Origin of the sequence: Brachybacterium alimentarium (assembly GCF_002332425.1) — a bacterium.
Taxonomy (GTDB): Bacteria; Actinomycetota; Actinomycetes; order Actinomycetales; family Dermabacteraceae; genus Brachybacterium; species Brachybacterium alimentarium.
Genome location: NZ_NRGS01000035.1, coordinates 1 through 16,474, shown reverse-complemented (window position 1 = coordinate 16,474; position 16,474 = coordinate 1). Strand labels below are relative to the sequence as shown.

15 protein-coding genes and 1 tRNA gene are annotated in these 16,474 nt (G+C 71.0%); 10 read left to right on the top strand and 6 right to left on the bottom strand.

The genetic code is table 11. The features are described 5' to 3' along the window. Positions 1 to 162 precede the first annotated feature (162 nt). On the bottom strand, positions 163 to 1,083 hold the full coding sequence (gene folP, locus CIK71_RS16515; protein ID WP_096166779.1) for a dihydropteroate synthase: 921 nt from the start codon (positions 1,081 to 1,083) through the stop codon (positions 163 to 165). 149 nt (positions 1,084 to 1,232) lie between these two features. On the opposite strand from folP, the gene CIK71_RS16510 reads away from it, so the two are divergent. From CIK71_RS16510 to CIK71_RS16500, 3 genes are read left to right on the top strand one after another with little or no spacing between them, the layout of a single operon-like run. Continuing rightward, entirely contained in the window at positions 1,233 to 2,381 is a 1,149-nt protein-coding gene (locus CIK71_RS16510; protein ID WP_096166778.1) for an NAD-dependent epimerase/dehydratase family protein, read from the top strand. A 10-nt stretch (positions 2,382 to 2,391) separates the two neighbouring features. After that, positions 2,392 to 3,507, top strand: a complete 1,116-nt coding sequence (locus CIK71_RS16505; protein ID WP_096166777.1) for a glycosyltransferase family 4 protein — start codon at positions 2,392 to 2,394, stop codon at positions 3,505 to 3,507. 27 nt (positions 3,508 to 3,534) lie between these two features. Beyond that, entirely contained in the window at positions 3,535 to 4,170 is a 636-nt protein-coding gene (locus CIK71_RS16500; RefSeq protein WP_245857732.1) for a GNAT family N-acetyltransferase, read from the top strand. 161 nt (positions 4,171 to 4,331) lie between these two features. Here the strand turns inward: CIK71_RS16500 and CIK71_RS16495 are convergent, their stop codons facing one another. Beyond that, positions 4,332 to 5,210: a C40 family peptidase gene (locus CIK71_RS16495; protein ID WP_096166776.1), complete on the bottom strand. Its 879-nt coding sequence runs from the start codon at positions 5,208 to 5,210 to the stop codon at positions 4,332 to 4,334. A gap of 567 nt (positions 5,211 to 5,777) precedes the next feature. On the opposite strand from CIK71_RS16495, the gene CIK71_RS16490 reads away from it, so the two are divergent. Genes CIK71_RS16490 through CIK71_RS16460 form a run of 7 tightly spaced genes read left to right on the top strand, consistent with a single transcriptional unit; the run spans position 5,778 to position 13,852 of the window. Then, positions 5,778 to 6,623: an ABC transporter ATP-binding protein gene (locus tag CIK71_RS16490; protein WP_096166780.1), complete on the top strand. Its 846-nt coding sequence runs from the start codon at positions 5,778 to 5,780 to the stop codon at positions 6,621 to 6,623. 59 nt (positions 6,624 to 6,682) lie between these two features. Beyond that, positions 6,683 to 7,711, top strand: coding sequence for an aliphatic sulfonate ABC transporter substrate-binding protein (locus tag CIK71_RS16485; RefSeq protein ID WP_096166775.1), 1,029 nt, complete (start codon positions 6,683 to 6,685; stop codon positions 7,709 to 7,711). Then, the gene (locus CIK71_RS16480; protein WP_096166774.1) at positions 7,708 to 8,574 is read left to right on the top strand and encodes an ABC transporter permease; all 867 of its coding nucleotides are present in this window, start codon (positions 7,708 to 7,710) and stop codon (positions 8,572 to 8,574) included. Before CIK71_RS16485 ends, CIK71_RS16480 begins: the two co-directional genes overlap by 4 nt. Further along, positions 8,571 to 10,730: an acetate--CoA ligase gene (gene acs / locus CIK71_RS16475; RefSeq protein ID WP_096166773.1), complete on the top strand. Its 2,160-nt coding sequence runs from the start codon at positions 8,571 to 8,573 to the stop codon at positions 10,728 to 10,730. The genes CIK71_RS16480 and acs overlap by 4 nt, the downstream gene beginning before the upstream one ends. A 34-nt stretch (positions 10,731 to 10,764) precedes the next feature. Beyond that, entirely contained in the window at positions 10,765 to 12,003 is a 1,239-nt protein-coding gene (sfnG, locus tag CIK71_RS16470; protein ID WP_096166772.1) for a dimethylsulfone monooxygenase SfnG, read from the top strand. Next, positions 12,000 to 13,337: an O-acetylhomoserine aminocarboxypropyltransferase/cysteine synthase family protein gene (locus CIK71_RS16465; RefSeq protein WP_096166771.1), complete on the top strand. Its 1,338-nt coding sequence runs from the start codon at positions 12,000 to 12,002 to the stop codon at positions 13,335 to 13,337. The genes sfnG and CIK71_RS16465 overlap by 4 nt, the downstream gene beginning before the upstream one ends. Then, the gene (locus tag CIK71_RS16460) at positions 13,334 to 13,852 is read left to right on the top strand and encodes a CoA-binding protein (RefSeq protein ID WP_096166770.1); all 519 of its coding nucleotides are present in this window, start codon (positions 13,334 to 13,336) and stop codon (positions 13,850 to 13,852) included. Before CIK71_RS16465 ends, CIK71_RS16460 begins: the two co-directional genes overlap by 4 nt. Before the next feature lie 83 nt (positions 13,853 to 13,935). On the opposite strand, the gene CIK71_RS16455 is transcribed toward CIK71_RS16460, so the two are convergent. The 4 genes from CIK71_RS16455 to CIK71_RS16440 form a co-directional block, all read right to left on the bottom strand. Next, positions 13,936 to 14,292, bottom strand: coding sequence for a VOC family protein (locus tag CIK71_RS16455; RefSeq protein WP_096166769.1), 357 nt, complete (start codon positions 14,290 to 14,292; stop codon positions 13,936 to 13,938). 73 nt (positions 14,293 to 14,365) lie between these two features. Further along, a complete protein-coding gene (locus CIK71_RS16450) occupies positions 14,366 to 15,028 on the bottom strand; it encodes a pentapeptide repeat-containing protein (RefSeq protein WP_096166768.1) in 663 nt (220 codons plus the stop codon). A gap of 103 nt (positions 15,029 to 15,131) precedes the next feature. Further along, positions 15,132 to 16,025, bottom strand: coding sequence for an SDR family NAD(P)-dependent oxidoreductase (locus CIK71_RS16445; RefSeq protein ID WP_096166767.1), 894 nt, complete (start codon positions 16,023 to 16,025; stop codon positions 15,132 to 15,134). A gap of 103 nt (positions 16,026 to 16,128) precedes the next feature. Then, a tRNA-Met gene (locus CIK71_RS16440) sits at positions 16,129 to 16,202 on the bottom strand. Positions 16,203 to 16,474 lie beyond the last annotated feature (272 nt).

The following is a 16,474-nucleotide window of genomic DNA, read 5'->3' as shown; positions in this document are numbered from 1 at the left end:
CTGAGACATCACAACCGATGTTCGACGCACGTGGCGGCACAAAACTCGCTCGACGCTCCCGCACCCGGCGCACCCGACACCCGACACACCAGGCACCCGGCACCCCGCACCCGACGCGGCCGCACTCGACGCTCCCGCACCCGGCACCCGGCACCCCGCGCCTCAGTCGTTGTGGACCAGCGGGCCGGCGGGGTCGCGCCATCCCTCGAGCACCTCGAGCATCCGCACGAAGCGCGCCGTGGCCTGCACGTCGTGGACCCGGAGGATCCGCGCGCCCCGGTGCACGGCCCAGGCCGCCGCGGCCAGGGAGCCCTCGAGCCGGTCCTCCTTGGGCAGGCCCAGCGATTCGCCGATCACGTCCTTGCGCGACAGCGCCGCGAGCACGGGCAGGTCGAACCCGGTGGCGGTGCGCCAGTCGCGCAGCACCTCGAGGGTCTGCAGGGTGCTCTTGTTCAGGTCCGGTCCCGGATCCACGATGAGCTGCTCGGGAGCGATGCCCGCCTCCCGGGCACGGGTCAGGCGCGCGGCGAGGAACTCCCGCACCTCCTGGACCACGTCGTCGTACTGCGGACGGGGATACGGCTGGCGGGGCTCGGCCGCGGAATGGGTGAGCACGAGCGAGGCGCCGGTGCGGGCGACGGTCGCCGCCATCTGCGGGTCGGAGAGTCCGGTGGTGTCGTTGATGAGATCCGCGCCCACTTCGAGGCAGGCCTCGGCGACCGTGGCGTGGAAGGTGTCGACGGAGAGCAGCACGTGCTCGGGCAGGTCGTGGCGCAGGGCCCGGATCACCGGGACCACCCGGGCGATCTCCTCGTCCACGGGCAGCGGGTCGCCGGGCGCGAACTTCACGCCGCCCACGTCGATGAGGTCGGCTCCGTCCGCGGCGGCCGCGCGCCCGGCCTCGACGGCGTCCTCGAGGCCCCAGGTGCGGCCCTCGTCGAAGAACGAGTCCTGGGTGCGGTTGACGATCGCCATCACGAGCACCCTGGAGGAGGTGCTCGGAAACGGACGCGGAACGCGGGATACAGTGGATTCCGCCATGGAGGAACGCGCCGTCGAGACCTCGTCGTCCACGTTCGTCATGGCATGTTCCTCCGCAGTTAAGGCGGGCTTTCCGTCTCTTTGAACAGCCCGCGACCTGCACTACGTTATGAGTGGACACGCACTTTCACAATCCGGCCGTCGGCTTCGGCACATCGGCCGGGATCCGGACCCATGGGAGGACCCACGAGATGAAGATCGTCGTCGCCGGCGGAGATGGCTTCTGCGGATGGCCCACAGCCCTGTACCTCTCGCAGAAGGGCCACGACGTCACCATCGTGGACAACCTGGTGCGTCGGGACATCGACGAGGAGCTGGGTTCGAACTCCGTGACCCCGATCCTCCCGCTCGAGGAGCGGGTGGCGGCGTGGAAGGAGGTCTCCGGCAAGGACATCGCCGTGAAGATCGCGGACCTCACCGACTACGACGCGGTCTCGGCGATCTTCCAGGAGACCGCACCGGAGGCATTCGTGCATTTCGCCGAGCACCGCTCCGCGCCCTACTCGATGATCGATCGCGAGCATGCGATCGAGAACCATCGCAACAATGTCGAGGGCACGTTGAACGTGCTGTGGGCGATCAAGGACCTCGCCCCCGACTGCCATCTCGTCAAGCTCGGCACGATGGGCGAGTACGGCCAGCCGAACATCGACATCGAGGAGGGCTGGATCGAGATCGAGCACAAGGGCCGCAAGGACCGTCTGCCGTTCCCGAAGGCCCCCGGCTCCTTCTACCACCTCACCAAGGTGCACGACAGCGACAACATCATGTTCGCCTGCCGCATCTGGGGCATCCGCGCCACCGATCTCAACCAGGGCGTCGTCTACGGCCTGGAGACGGACGAGACCCGTCTGGACCCGCGCCTGGTCAACCGCTTCGACTACGACGCGGTGTTCGGCACGGCCCTGAACCGCTTCATCGTCCAGGCGGCCATCGGCCACGACCTCACCGTCTACGGCAACGGCTCCCAGACCCGCGGCTACCTGGACATCCAGGACACCGTGCGCTGCATCGAGATCGCCTGCGAGAACCCGGCCGATCGCGGCGAGTTCCGGGTGTACAACCAGTTCACCGAGCAGTTCTCCGTCAAGGAGCTCGCCGAGAAGGTGCAGAAGGTCGCCCACGACCTGGGCCAGGACGTGGAGATCGCCACCACCGAGAACCCGCGCGTGGAGAAGTACGACCACTACTACAACGCGGTCAACACCACCCTCCTCTCGCTGGGCCTGGAGCCGCACCTGCTCACCGAGGAGCACCTCACCGAGGTCATCAAGGTCGCCCTGAACAACACCGATCGGGTGCGGCGCGAGCTCGTCATGCCCACCGTGACCTGGAAGTGAGCATCCGTCCGTGAAGATCGCGATCGTCACGGAGACCTTCCTGCCGTCGGTCGACGGCGTGGTGACCAGGCTCCGCCACGCCGTCGACCGGTTCACCGACCTCGGGCACGAGGTCATGGTGATCGCCCCGGAGCTGGGTGTCACCGAGCACCATGGGGCCCGGGTGGTGGGGATCAGACCGGTGACTCTGCCGTTCTACAAGCATCGGCGCTTCACGCTCCCCAACCCCACCGTGGACGGCATCATCCGCGGCTTCCATCCTGACGTGGTCCATGCCGCGCAGCCGCTCCTGCTGGCCTCCTCGGGGGCCTACGCCGCGCACCGGCAGCGGATCCCGCTGGTGGCGAGCTATCACACGCACATCCCGCGCTACCTGGACCTCTACCGGGCATACCGCTGGGGCAAGCCCGCCGTGTGGTGGCAGATCAAGCGCAACCACGCCCTGGCCGACATCAACCTCGCGACCTCCGAGTCGATGAAGGCCGAGCTCGCCGAGAAGGGCCTGCAGAACCTCCACGTGGTGCGTCGCGGGGTGGACACGCAGACCTTCCACCCCCGCTTCGCGTCCGAGGCGATGCGCGAGCGCCTCTCGCAGGGGCATCCGGAGAAGAAGCTGCTGGTGTTCGTGGGCCGGCTGGCTGCGGAGAAGGAGATCCACTCGCTGCGGCCGATGATGGAGCGCCGGGACGACGTGGCGCTCGCGATCGTGGGCGACGGCCCTTACCGTCGGGAGCTCGAGCGGATGTTCGCGGGCACCGCGACCCTGTTCCCCGGCTTCATGGAGGGCGAGGAGCTCGCGAGCGCGTTCGCGAGCGCGGACGCCTTCGTGTTCCCCTCGGTCACCGAGACCCTGGGGCTGGTGATCCTCGAGGGCATGGCCTCCGGGCTCCCGGTGGTCGCCGCCCGCTCGGGACCGACGATGGAGCAGGTCACCGACGGGAAGGACGGGCTGCTCTTCGACGCCGGGGACCAGGCGAGCCTCGACGCGGCGCTCACCCGGCTGGGCGACACGTCTCTGCGCGGCCGGATCCGCGCGGCGGCGCGCGCCGAGGCGGAGAAGTTCTCCTGGGAGAATGCGTCCGACGACCTGCTGCGCTACTACGAGATGGCGATCGACAAGCACTGATGGACAAGCACTGATGGACAGGCACTGATGATTTCGCACCGGTCGACCCTCGCGAGCGTCTCCACCGCCCCCATGGACCAGCCCCGGCCGGTGCCGCTGGAGAACGATCGCGTGCGCCTGGAGCCGCTGGGCCCGCAGCATGTCGACGGGCTGCGGGAGGTCGTGGCCGACGGGGAGATCTGGCGGATCCCCTACGCACCGCACGTGCCCCCGCCCGAGGAGGTCGCCGCTCGGGTGGCCGACCAGTGCGCCTCCGACGAGGCGGAGCGCACGGCCTCCTGGGCTGTGGTGGAGCGGGGGAGCGGCCGGGTCATCGGCCACACGACCTTCCTGAACATCTCCCTGCGGGACCGTCGTCTCGAGCTCGGCAGCACCTATATGGCGGGCTCCACCCACGGCACGGGGCTGAACGCGGCCACCAAGCTCGCGCTGCTCACCCATGCTTTCGAGGAGCTCGGCTGCCTGGGTGTCGAGTTCCGGGTGCACCACCTCAACATCGCCTCGCGCCGTGCCGTCGAGCGCCTCGGCGCCCAGCAGGACGGCATCCTGCGGGCGCACCGCATCATGCCCGACGGCACCCTGCGGCACACGGTCGTCTACTCGATCCTCGCCGACGAGTGGTCCGGCGTGAAGGCCTCCCTGGAGCACCGTCTGCGCCGCTGAGCGCACAGTCCTGAGTCTTGAGCCGGTGCCCGGTGCCCGGTGCCCGGTGCCCGGTGCCCTGTGCGCGGCGCCCCCGAGCCTCGAGCCCATAACGACGAGACCCGGCCCCGCTGGATGCGGGGCCGGGTCTCGGGGGTCGGCGCAGTCGCCGAGGGGGTCGATCAGCGGTAGGTGACGAACCCGGTGGGGTTGCCCCAGATCCCGCGCTCGACGACCTGCTGCTGGGAGCCGGAGGCATCGATGATCTGTCCGTCGCCGGCGTAGATCGCGACGTGGCCAGGCCACACCACGATGTCGCCGGGCTGCGCCTCGGACTCGGAGATGCTGCGGCCCTGGGTGGCGATCTCGCCGCTGGTGCGCGGCACGTCGATGCCGGCGGCCTCGTAGGCGTAGGTGATCAGGCCGGAGCAGTCCATCCCGCCGAGCGAGTCCCCGCCCCACGAGTAGGGGCTGCCGATGGCGGAGCGCGCGGCGTCGACGATCGAGTCGCCGCCGGCGGACGAGGTGCTGGCCGGGATCGCGGAGGCGCCCGGGGCGGAGGCGCCGGCGGGGGCGGACTCGGCCTCGGCGGATCCGTCGGATCCGCCGCCGAGCACGCCGTGGGTGTCGGGTCCCACCACGCCGTCGACCTGGAGACCGTTCTCGGCCTGGAGGTCGGTGACCGCGTCGAGGGTCATGGAGCCGAAGTAGCCCGTCTCGGGCAGCTCGGCGCCCTGGGCGTTGAGCGAGGCCTGCAGCGCCTCGACCTCGGTGCCGGAGTCGCCCTGGCGCAGCGTCTGCGAGCCCTCCGAGGAGGAGGCCTGCGAGGCGCTGGCGGTCGGAGCGGACGGGGCAGAAGCGGACTGGGAGGTGCTGGGCGCCTCGTCGGAGCCGGCGAGGCCCTCGTCGTTGGCCATCGCGGAGGAGCCTCCGGCGAAGGCGGTGCCGACTAGGACGGTGCCCAGGACGGCGCTGCCGCCGACGGCGTGGACGGCGCGGCGGGTGCTGCTGAGAGGCGTGACGGCCCGGCCGACCGCGCGGTGCGTGTTCTGATGCGTCATGGGGGTTCTGATCCTTCTCGGTGCTGCTGATGGTCTGCCTCATCCCGCGGCGCGGAGGCGATGTCCTCAGGACTCCGGACGCTCAGGACACTCCGGATTCCGTAGACCGGGAGCTGTGCGCCGGGATCGGCGCCCGCAGCTGGGGCGGCCGACGGGAGGACCCGGGGATGAAGCGTCCACGCTAGGAGCCGTCCCCGCGCGTGTTCGAGGGGCTTGAAGGAGCCGGGTCGAGGGATTTGTCGGCCATTTGCTTGCCACGGGCCGAGATGCCCGGAACCTGGTGCGACTTGACGTTCACGGATGGTCTGCGCCACATGCGGGGGAGGCGTCGTCAGTGCCCGCTCCGCTGCTCCGCCCCCTCCGCGCACCGGCGCTCCACTCGCCCCGACCCTCGCTCGACACGCCACCGACCCGCGTCTCGCCCGCGTCCCGCCCGGCCCATCCGCATCGCGCATCGCGCGCGGACCGCGGCCCGGACCCTCCCAGCCGTTCTCTTCGCACCGCGACTATGACGGCTTATGACACGCTGTTGGCGTCGGGCCGCCGTCGGCGTTCATGATCGAGGACATGACCAGCACTCTCGACGCCCCCAGCAGCAACGCGGGCGGTCTCCGGGACCGCGGGGCCGCCTCGGCCCCGGCGCACCCGCAGTCGCACGAGGTGCGCCTGGACGCTGTCGGCCGGTCGTTCCCCGCTGCCGGTGCACGCCAGGTCGTCCTACGTGAGGTCGACCTCGACCTCACAGCCGGCGAGATCGTCGCCGTGGTGGGTCCCTCGGGCTGCGGGAAGTCCACCCTGCTGCGACTGATCGCGGGCCTGGACCGGCCCAGCGCGGGTGAGATTCGCATCGGGGACACCCCGCTCCGCGGCACCGACCCCCGCACCGCGGTCGCCTTCCAGGAGCCGCGCCTGCTGCCCTGGCGCACCCTCGAGCACAACGTCGCCCTGGGCCTGCCCCGCGGCACCGGGAGGCGCGAGGGCCGCGAACGGGTGCGCGAGCTGCTGCAGCTCGTCGGCCTCGAGCACGCCGCCACGCAGCGCCCCCGCGAGGTCTCCGGCGGCATGGCCCAGCGCGCCTCCCTGGCCCGGGCGCTCGCCCGCAGCCCCGAGGTGCTGCTGCTGGACGAGCCCTTCGGCGCCCTGGACGCCCTGACCCGGCTGCGCATGCAGGACCTGCTGCTGGAGATCCATGCGGCCGAGCCCACCACCGTCCTCGTCGTCACCCACGACGTCGAGGAGGCGCTCTACCTCGCCGACCGTGTGCTGCTCCTGCGCTCTCTCCTCGAGGACAGCTCCTCCGGATCGATCGCCCGCACCGTGGAGGTCCCCGGCGACCGCCCCCGTGATCGCGCCGACCGCACCCTGGCCGACCTCCGCGTCGAGCTCCTCGAGGGTCTCGGCGTGCACGGATAGTCACGCCCCACCCCCTCGCACGCCGCCGCACCACCCCTGCCACACCACGGAGTTCCCTCATGACCCACCGCATCAGCCGCCGCACCGCCACCGCCCTCGGACTCACCGCGGTCGCCGGGATGGGACTGTCCGCCTGCGTGGCCGGAGAGGGCTCCGACACGGGCGGCGGCGACGGGGAGTGGAGCACGGGCACGCTCAGCATCGACTGGGCCACCTACAACCCGCTCAGCCTGGTGGTGCGCGATCAGGAGCTGCTCGAGAAGGCCCTCGGCGAGTCGGTGACCGTGACCTGGGTGCAGTCCGCCGGATCGAACAAGGCCAACGAGTTCCTGCGCTCCGGCTCGGCCGACGTCGCCTCCACGGCCGGCTCGGCCGCGCTGCTCGCCCGCGCCAACAACTCGCCGATCAAGGTCATCGGCATCTACTCCCAGCCCGAGTGGTCCGCCCTCGTCGTCGGCCCGGACAGCGACATCGCGGACCCGGCCGACCTCGCCGGCCGTGCGGTCGCCGCGACCCCCGGCACCGACCCCTACTTCTTCCTGGTCCAGGCCCTCGGCGAGGCCGGTCTCACGATCGACGACGTGGAGCTCCAGCCGCTCCAGCACGCCGACGGCCGCTCCGCCCTCGAGGGCGGCAGCGTCGAGGCCTGGTCGGGGCTGGACCCGATCATGGGCGCCGCCGAGGTCGAGTCCGACGCGCAGCTCGTGTATCGCAACGTCGACTTCAACACCTACGGCTTCCTCAACGCCACCGAGGACTTCATCGACAATCACGCGGACGTCGCCCAGGTGGTCGTGGACGCCTACGAGGAGGCCCGCGCCTGGGCGCTGGAGAACCTCGATGCGACCGCGCAGCTGCTGGCCGACGCCGCCGGCATCGAGCTCGAGGTCGCGACCACCGTCATCCAGGAGCGCTCGAACCTCGACGTCAGCGGCGTGCCCGGCGACGACCAGCTGGCCGTGCTCGAGGCGATCTCCCCGATGCTCGCCGACTCCGGCGACGTCCAGGGCGGGGCCGACGCGGTCGAGAAGGCCCGCGGCGAGATCATCCACGCCGACTTCGCGACCTCCGCGGTGGAGCAGTCATGAGCCTGGAGAGCATTCCCCTGCCCACCTCGACCGGCCCTGCGACTCCTGAGTCCGCGCCGACCGGCCCCCGGACGTCGGCCCTGACGGAGTCCGGCCGTCCTGCTCTCTGGGACCGCACCGGGGTGCGCCTGGCCCTGGGCGCCGTGCTGCCGCTGGTCATCCTCGCCGCCTGGCAGATCGTGACCGCGACGGGGCTGGTGCCGGCGTACCGTCTGCCCGGCCCGCTGGCGGTCGTGCAGGCCGGCGCCGAGCTGGCCGAGCGCGGCGAGCTGGGCCTGCACATCGCGATCTCCGTGCAGCGCGTGCTGCTGGGCTTCGCGATCGGCTCGCTCGCGGGCCTCGCCGTGGCCGCCGTCGTCGGCCTCTCCCGGGCGGGCGACGCCCTGCTCAACCCGACGCTCGCGGCCCTGCGCGCCGTGCCGTCCCTCGCCTGGGTGCCGCTGCTGATCCTGTGGCTGCAGATCGGCGAGGAATCGAAGGTCACGCTGATCGCGATCGGTGCCTTCTTCCCCGTGTTCACGACCGTCGCCTCCGCGCTGCGACACATCGACCCCCACCTGGTGGAGGCCGGGCGCTGCTTCGGCCTGCGCGGCTGGTCGCTGTTCCGCACGATCCAGCTGCCCGCTGTGGTGCCGTCGGTCGTCTCCGGTCTGCGCCTGGCGCTCGCCCAGGCCTGGCTGTTCCTCGTCGCGGCCGAGCTGATCGCCTCGTCGATGGGCCTGGGCTTCATCCTCAACGACTCCCAGCAGAACGGTCGGGTGGACCGGATCCTGCTGGCGATCGTGCTGCTCGCCCTGCTGGGCAGCCTCACCAACGCCCTGCTGGGCCTGGTCGAGAAGAAGCTGCTGGCGAGGTGGGCATGAGCGACGTGGGCACGAGCACCGCACCGAGCACGACAGAGAGTACGGAGAGCACTGTGACCACCGGAGCCGTCGACACCGCAGGAGCCATCGGCACCCCCGAAGCGCGACTCGTCGAGTCCCGCACCTATCCGGCGCCCGCCGCGGTCACCGCGCAGGCGAACGTCGACGCGAGCATCTACGCGACCGCGTCGGCCGATCCCGTCGCCTTCTGGGAGGACGCCGCGCGCCGGCTGGACTGGGCCGAGCCCTGGCACACCGCCCACGAGTGGGAGCCGCCCGTGCCGGACGCCGCTACCGGGGAGCTGAGCGTGCCGGCGGCCCGCTGGTTCGTCGGCGGCCGGCTGAACGTGGCCGAGAACTGCGTGGACCGCCACGTGCGCGCCGGGAACGGCACCAAGGTCGCCCTGCACTTCGAGGGCGAGCCCGGGGATCGCGAGTCCGTCACCTACGAGGACCTCCAGCGCCGCGTGAGCCAGGCGGCCAACGCCCTGACCGATCTCGGCATCGGCCCGGGGGACCGCGTCGTCGTCTACCTCCCGGTGCTCGTGGAGACCGTCGTCATCGCCCTGGCCTGCGCCCGCCTCGGCGCCGTGCACTCGCTCGTCTTCGGCGGCTTCAGCGCCGAGGCGGTGCGCTTCCGCCTCGAGGACACCCGCGCGAAGCTCCTGGTCACCTCCGACGGGCAGTTCCGTCGGGGGAAGGCCGTCGAGGTGAAGTCGCAGGCCGACGAGGCCGCCCGCGATCTCGAGCACCTCGAGCACGTGCTGGTGGTGCGCCGCACCGGGCTCGACATCGCCTGGACCCCGGACCGCGACGTGTGGTGGCACGAGAGCGTGGACACGGCGAGTGAGCACCACGAGGCCCGGAGCTTCGACGCCGAGCACCCGCTGTTCATCATCTACACCTCCGGCACCACCGGGAAGCCCAAGGGCCTGGTCCACACCTCCGGCGGCTATCTCACCCACACCTCGTGGTCGCACTGGGCGCACTTCGACGCGAAGGCTGACGATGTCCACTGGTGCACCGCGGACCTCGCCTGGGTCACCGCCCACACCTACGAGATCTACGGGCCGCTCTCCAACGGCCTCACCCAGGTGATCTACGAGGGCACCCCCGGTGAGCCCACCCGTGAGCGCCACCTCGAGATCATCGAGCGCTACGGCGTGACCGTCTACTACACCGCCCCCACCCTGATCCGCACCTTCATGTCGTGGTTCGGGGACGAGCTGCCCACCGGCCACGACCTCTCCTCGCTGCGCCTGCTGGGCACCGTCGGCGAGGCGATCAATCCCGAGGCCTGGGTGTGGTTCCATCGCACCTTCGGGCGCGGTGAGCTGCCGATCATCGACACCTGGTGGCAGTCCGAGACCGGTGCCTCGATGCTCGTCCCGCTGCCGGGCGTGACCACGCTGAAGCCCGGTTCTGCGACCGTAGCGCTGCCCGGCATCGACATGGCCGTCGTGGACGCGGAGGGGAACGAGCAGCCCGCGGGCGTCGCCGGCACGCTGGTGGCCCGTCGGCCGTGGCCCGGGATGGCCCGCACCGTGTGGGGCGACCCCGCGCGCTACCGCGACTCGTACTGGAAGGACTACGCCGGCCGCGGCGAGCACGGCGGCTACTACGTCGCCGGGGACTCCGCGACGGTCGACGCCGACGGCTGCTTCTGGATCCTCGGCCGCCTCGACGACGTCGTGAATGTCTCCGGGCACCGGCTGTCGACCATCGAGATCGAATCAGCGCTGGTCGCGGATCCGACCGTCGCCGAGGCGGGCGCCGCCGGGGTGCACGATCCGCTGACCGGCCAGGCCGTGGCGGTGTTCCTCATGCCCAGCGGCGGCGACTCCGAGGTGCCCAGCGGCGGGGGCGCCGAGCTCGACCACGCCGCGCTGCGTGCCCGGGTGGCCCGCGAGATCGGACCGATCGCCAAGCCCCGGCACGTGATCGAGGTGCCGGACCTGCCCAAGACCCGCTCCGGGAAGATCATGCGCCGCCTGCTCGCCGAGCTGGTCCACGCCGAGCGCGACCGTCGCGCCGGCCGCGAGCCGACACCGCTGGGGGACACGACGTCCCTGCAGAACCCGGAGGCGGTCGCCGCCGTCGCCGCCGCGCTCGCGTCCCTGCCCGCGGACGACCCGGCCGTCGCCGGGCTGAGCTGACAGACTCCCCGACGGATCCGACCCTGGAGGACCTATGACCACCACCGTTCCCGCCTCGAGCTTCGAGACACCGCTGAAGTTCGCGTACTGGGTGCCGAACGTCTCCGGAGGCCTCGTCGTCTCCACCATCGAGCAGCGCACCGACTGGCAGCTGCCGTACAACGCGCGCCTGGCCCAGATCGCCGAGAACTCCGGCTTCGACTACGCGCTCACGCAGACCCGCTACGCCGCCAGATACGGCGCGGACAAGCAGCACGAGGCCTCCGCCTTCTCCCTGGCCCTGCTCGGTGCGACCGAGCGGCTCAAGGTCATCGCCGCCTTCCACCCCGGCATGTGGCATCCGGGCGTGCTCGCGAAGTGGCTGATCACCGCGGACCATCTCTCCGAGGGCCGTGCCGCCGTGAACATCGTCTCCGGCTGGCTCAAGGACGAGTTCGTGAAGTTCGGCCTGCCCTGGCTCGAGCACGACGAGCGCTACGTGCGCACCGAGGAGTTCATCAACGCTCTGCGCGGGCTGCTCACCGAGAACGGCTACTCGCAGGACGGCTCGTACTACTCCATCGACGACTTCACCCTGAACCCGAAGCCCGTCGACGTGCCCGGCCGGCCCCATCCGGAGATCTTCTTCGGCGGCAACTCGACCGCCGCGCAGGACACCGCCGGTCGGGTCGCGGACTGGTACTTCTCCAACGGTCGCACCCTCGAGGGCTACGAGGAGAACGTCGCCGGCGTGCTGGCCTCCGCCCAGCAGGCCGGCCGTTCGCCGCGCTTCGGCCTGAACGGCTTCGTCATCGCCCGGGAGTCCCGGAAGGAGGCGGAGGAGACCCTGCGCGAGATCGTCGACAAGGCGCACCGCCCCGCCGTCGAGGGCTTCCGGAAGTCCGTGCAGGAGGCCGGCGCCTCCACCAAGGACGGCAAGGGCATGTGGGCCGGCTCCTCCTTCGAGGACCTCGTGCAGTACAACGACGGCTTCAAGACCCGCCTCATCGGCACCCCCGAGGAGATCGCGGATCGCATCATCGAGTACAAGAAGGTAGGAGTGAACCTCATGCTGACCTGCTACCTCCACTTCCAGGAGGAGATCGCCGCCTTCGGCCGCGACGTGCTGCCCATCGTGCGCGAGAAGGAGAAGGACCTCGCCCGTGCGCGCGGCACCGAGCTGAACACGGACCTGCTGCCCGTCGTGCCCGGCGTGAGCGCGCAGGAGGCCGCCGCGGCGACCGCCGAGACCCTCCCGGCCGACCACCCGTCCAGGACGGGGGCAGCGGCATGAGCGCGGAGCGCACTTTCGGATTCCGCACCCGCGCCCTGCACGCGGGCGGCACGCCCGACGCCCAGCACGGCGCCCGCGCGGTCCCGATCTACCAGACCACCTCGTTCGTCTTCGACGACGCGGCCGACGCGGCGAACCTGTTCGCGCTGCAGAAGTACGGCAACATCTACTCCCGCATCGGCAACCCCACGGTCGCCGCGTTCGAGGAGCGCATCGCCTCGCTCGAGGGCGGGATCGGCGCGGTCGCGACCGCGTCCGGGATGAGCGCGGAGTTCATCACCTTCGCCGCCCTGGTCGGCACCGGGGACCACGTGGTCTCCTCGGCCCAGCTGTACGGCGGCACCGTCACCCAGCTGGACGTGACCCTGCGCCGCTTCGGCGTGGAGACCACCTTCGTGCCCTCCTCGGACCCGGAGGACTTCCGCGCGGCCTTCCGCGAGGAGACCAAGGTGCTCTACGTCGAGATGATCGGCAACCCCTCCGGGGAGATCGCCGACCTCGAGGGACTCGCCGCGGTGGCCCACGAGCACGGTGTGCCGCTCGTGGTCGACGCGACGCTCGCGACCCCGTACCTGGTGCGGCCGCTCGAGCACGGGGCGGACATCGTCATCCACTCCGCCACGAAGTTCCTCGGCGGGCATGGCACCACGCTCGGCGGCGTGGTGGTGGAATCCGGCCGCTTCGACTGGGGCAACGGCAAGTTCCCCAGCATGACCGAGCCGGTCGCGTCCTACGGCGACATCAAGTGGTGGGACAACTTCGGCGAGTACGGCTTCCTCACCAAGCTGCGCTCCGAGCAGCTGCGCGACATCGGCCCGTCGCTCTCGGCGCAGGCCGCGTTCCAGCTGCTGCAGGGCGTCGAGACGCTCCCTCAGCGGATGGACGCCCACCTCGCGGGCGCCCGCGAGGTCGCGCACTGGCTCGACACGGATCCGCGCGTCTCCTTCGTGACCTACGCCGGGCTGCCTTCGCACCCCCACGTCGAGCGGGCCGCGAAGTACCTGCCGCTGGGCCCGGGCGCCGTCTTCGCCTTCGGCGTCACGCCCGTCGGCGAGTTCGAGACCGCCGAGGAGCAGGCCGCCGCGGCCCGCGCCACCGGCGAGAAGGTCATGGAGAACCTGCAGCTCGCCTCGCACCTGGCGAACATCGGCGATGCCCGCACGCTGGTCATCCATCCGGCCTCGACCACCCACCAGCAGCTCAGCCCCGAGCAGCTGCTCGAGGGCGGCGTGCGCGCGGACCTGATCCGCATCTCGGTGGGCCTCGAGGACGTCGAGGACATCCTGTGGGATCTCGACCAGGCGATCACGGCCGCGACAGGAGTGGAGCGATGAGCGACCAGACCCAGATCCAGCCCCAGCGCACCTGGCAGGGCCCGTCGGCCCCGGAGCGCCTGGCGATCCTGCGCCGGGCTCAGTCCATCGCGATCGTGGGCGCGTCGGCGAACCCGGCGCGGGCCAGCTACTTCGTGGCGACCTACCTGCTCTCCAGCGCTCCGTACGACGTGTACTTCGTGAACCCCCGCGCGGACACGATCCTCGGCCAGCCGGCCTACGCCTCGCTCGCCGACCTCCCGGTGGCGCCGGACGTGGTCGACGTGTTCCGCAAGGACGCCGACCTGCCGGGCGTGGCCCAGGAGGCCGTCGACGCGGGCGCGAAGACCCTGTGGCTGCAGCTGGGCTCGTGGAACGAGGAGGCGGCCGCGATCGCGGAGAACGCGGGGCTCGACGTGGTGATGGACCGCTGCGTGAAGATCGAGCATGCGCGCTTCCACGGCGGGCTGCACCTCGCGGGCTTCAACACCGGCGAGATCACCTCGAAGAAGCAGCGCCTCAGCGGACGCGGCTGAAGCTAGGCTGGCTGTTCAGGCGCGGGTCGGGGATCACCTCGGCCCGCGTTCTGCTGTCTGGGGGCGTGCCGAGACCGCTCGCATCACCCGAGAGGGTGGGAGAAGTCGATCGTCACTCCCGGTGCGGCGTCCAGGCGCACGCACGCGGAGCGCTCGCCGAAGTCCATGTCCGTCGGCTCCCGGACGGCGATCGCGCCGCGGGACACGGCGTGCGCGAAGGCTGCGTCGACGTCCGTGCACTCCATGTGGAGGACGATCCCTTGCGCGGTCCTCTCGCCGTCGGCCGGGGCGTTGAGCCACAGCGGAATGCTGTGCGGGGCGGTCAGCGAGGCGAAGCTGCCGTAGTCGGCGTCGAGGGTCCAGCCGGCGGCGTCGCGCAGGGCTGTCGCTGCGGCTGATGGGTCGTCCAGGACAAGGGTGAGAGCGCGGATGCCGGTCATCGGTCGACTCCTTCGTCGGGTGGGTGCTCGGCGACCCACCCTATGGGGGTTCCCTTGCGACCGAGAGGCGTTCTCAGCCCTCCACCCGAATGCCGAGATGGCTCGCGAAGGCCGGGGCCAGGGCGGTCACCTGCTGGGCGTCGAGCGTCGCGCCGGACATCCCCTCGAGGTTGCTGATCGAGCCGACCTCGAGCCCGCGCAGGTCCACGTCCGTCAGCCGGGCGTGCGCGAGGGAGACGCTGCCGGCGCGGCAGTTCACGAAGGAGACCCGCGTGGCGGTGACCCCGCCGAGGTCCAGCTCGTCGATCGTGCAGTCCTCGAACAGGACGTCCTCGAGCGTCGAGGAGCGCAGGTTGATCCAGTCGAACTTGCTGCCCACGACGTGGGTGGAGCGGATCTGCGCGTCGTAGATGTCCAGGGCGCCGATCCGGGAGCCGAGCAGCTCGACATCGCGCCAGGTGGAGCGGGTGGCGTCCAGCACCGGTGCGTTCAGCCGTTCCAGGCGGGTCTCCACGAGCCGGCCGTGCTGGAGGATCGTGGTGTGCGCGGTGACGCCCACCAGCTCGCACTCGGTGAAGGTCGTGCCGGTCAGATCGCGCCCGGAGAGGTCACCGCCCTCGATGCGCAAGCCCTCGTAGCTCTCGTGCGGCTCGAGCTGTTCGGCGTCGGCGTCCTCGAGACCGGGCAGGACGAGTCGGCCCAGCACGGGCTTCTTGGTGGTGGCGGACCGGCGCACGGGGCTCCTCAGGAGGTGGGGGCGGAGCCGTCCGGGCAGCTGTGGACGGCTCGTCCGAGAGTACGGGGCGGGTGCGACGGACGGTTCCGTCCCGCGAGGCCGCTCAGGACGGCCCGATGCCGGGTTCCGTCGGCCGGTCGCTCCGATCCGGCGTGCGGCGACCGGTGAACTGGTCCATCGAGGAGTAGACGTGGAAGATCCTGTCGGCGATCAGGTCCCACGCTCGGGTGGGCAGCACTCCGCGCAGCATCGAGGCGCTCTTGACCGTCCACGGCGTCATAACGACCGGCGTGCCCCGCAGCATTGCCATCCAGGCCTTCTCGACGGCGCGTTCCGGGGTCATGACCGGGGTGAGCAGTGGGCCGCGGGCTCCGTCGAACATGCCGGTGGAGATATAGCTGGGACAGAAGGTGGTCACGGCCAGGTGGCGATGCCCTGAACGCTCGAGCTCGAGCCGCAGCGATTCGCTCCAGCCGTACAGCGCCCACTTCGAGGCCGCGTAGACGCTCATCCGCGGGTTCGGCATCGTCCCGGCGGCCGACGCGACGTTCAGGATGCGTCGTGGCCGGGAGGCGTCGGCCATCATGTCAGGGAGGAACTCCCTGGTCAGCCACATCGGGCCGAGGGAGTTGATGCGCACGGTCTGCTCGATGTCGCGCTCGGGATCGTGCTCCCAGAACATCGCACCGCGCACGATGCCGGCATTGTTCACGAGGAGGGTGGGGGTGCCGAGGTCTGCCCGAGTGTCTGCGGCGGCCGACGCGATCTGTTGCTGCTGCGAGATGTCGACGGGGTAGGCGCGGGCATCCACCCCCTGCGCGGAGAGCTCGGCGGCGAGCTGCTCGATCGCGACGGTGTCCCGGTCCCACAGCGCGAGGGACGCGGCGCCCTCGCGGGCGGCTCGTCGGGCATAGAGGGCGCCCATCCCGTGCCCGGCGCCGGTGATCAGCACGGTCGCTCCGCGCACGAGGGACGGATCCGGGGCTGTGCGAGACATGCATCCTCCTGCGGTCGCGGCGGTGAGCGCACGGCGGTGAGCGCATCGCCGCGGCCAGCTTAACCAGGGGCGACAGGCCCGGGTGCGGTCCTGGACCGCCTCGACGCTCCGGCAGGATTCGAACCTGCGACGCGCTCCATATGAGGGAGCTGCTCTACCGGACTGAGCTACGGAGCGATGCGCCGGTGGGGGAGTTCCGCGGCCGGCGAGCTCCCATGGTGAAGGGCCGGACGTCGCGCTGTCGACCTTCTCGTCATGAAACGTCGCATGCTGACTTCGGGCGTGATGGGGATTCTTTGCGCCGGGTTTATCGGCTGATGCTTCCTCCACGCGTGACGGTTATCCACGCTTCTCAGAGTGCCATTGTCAAGGGTGAATTCTGTGGGTGTGCGTGGGGTGCTGTGGGCCGAGTGTGATGGCGCGTCCTGCGGGACTGATGCACGATCAGG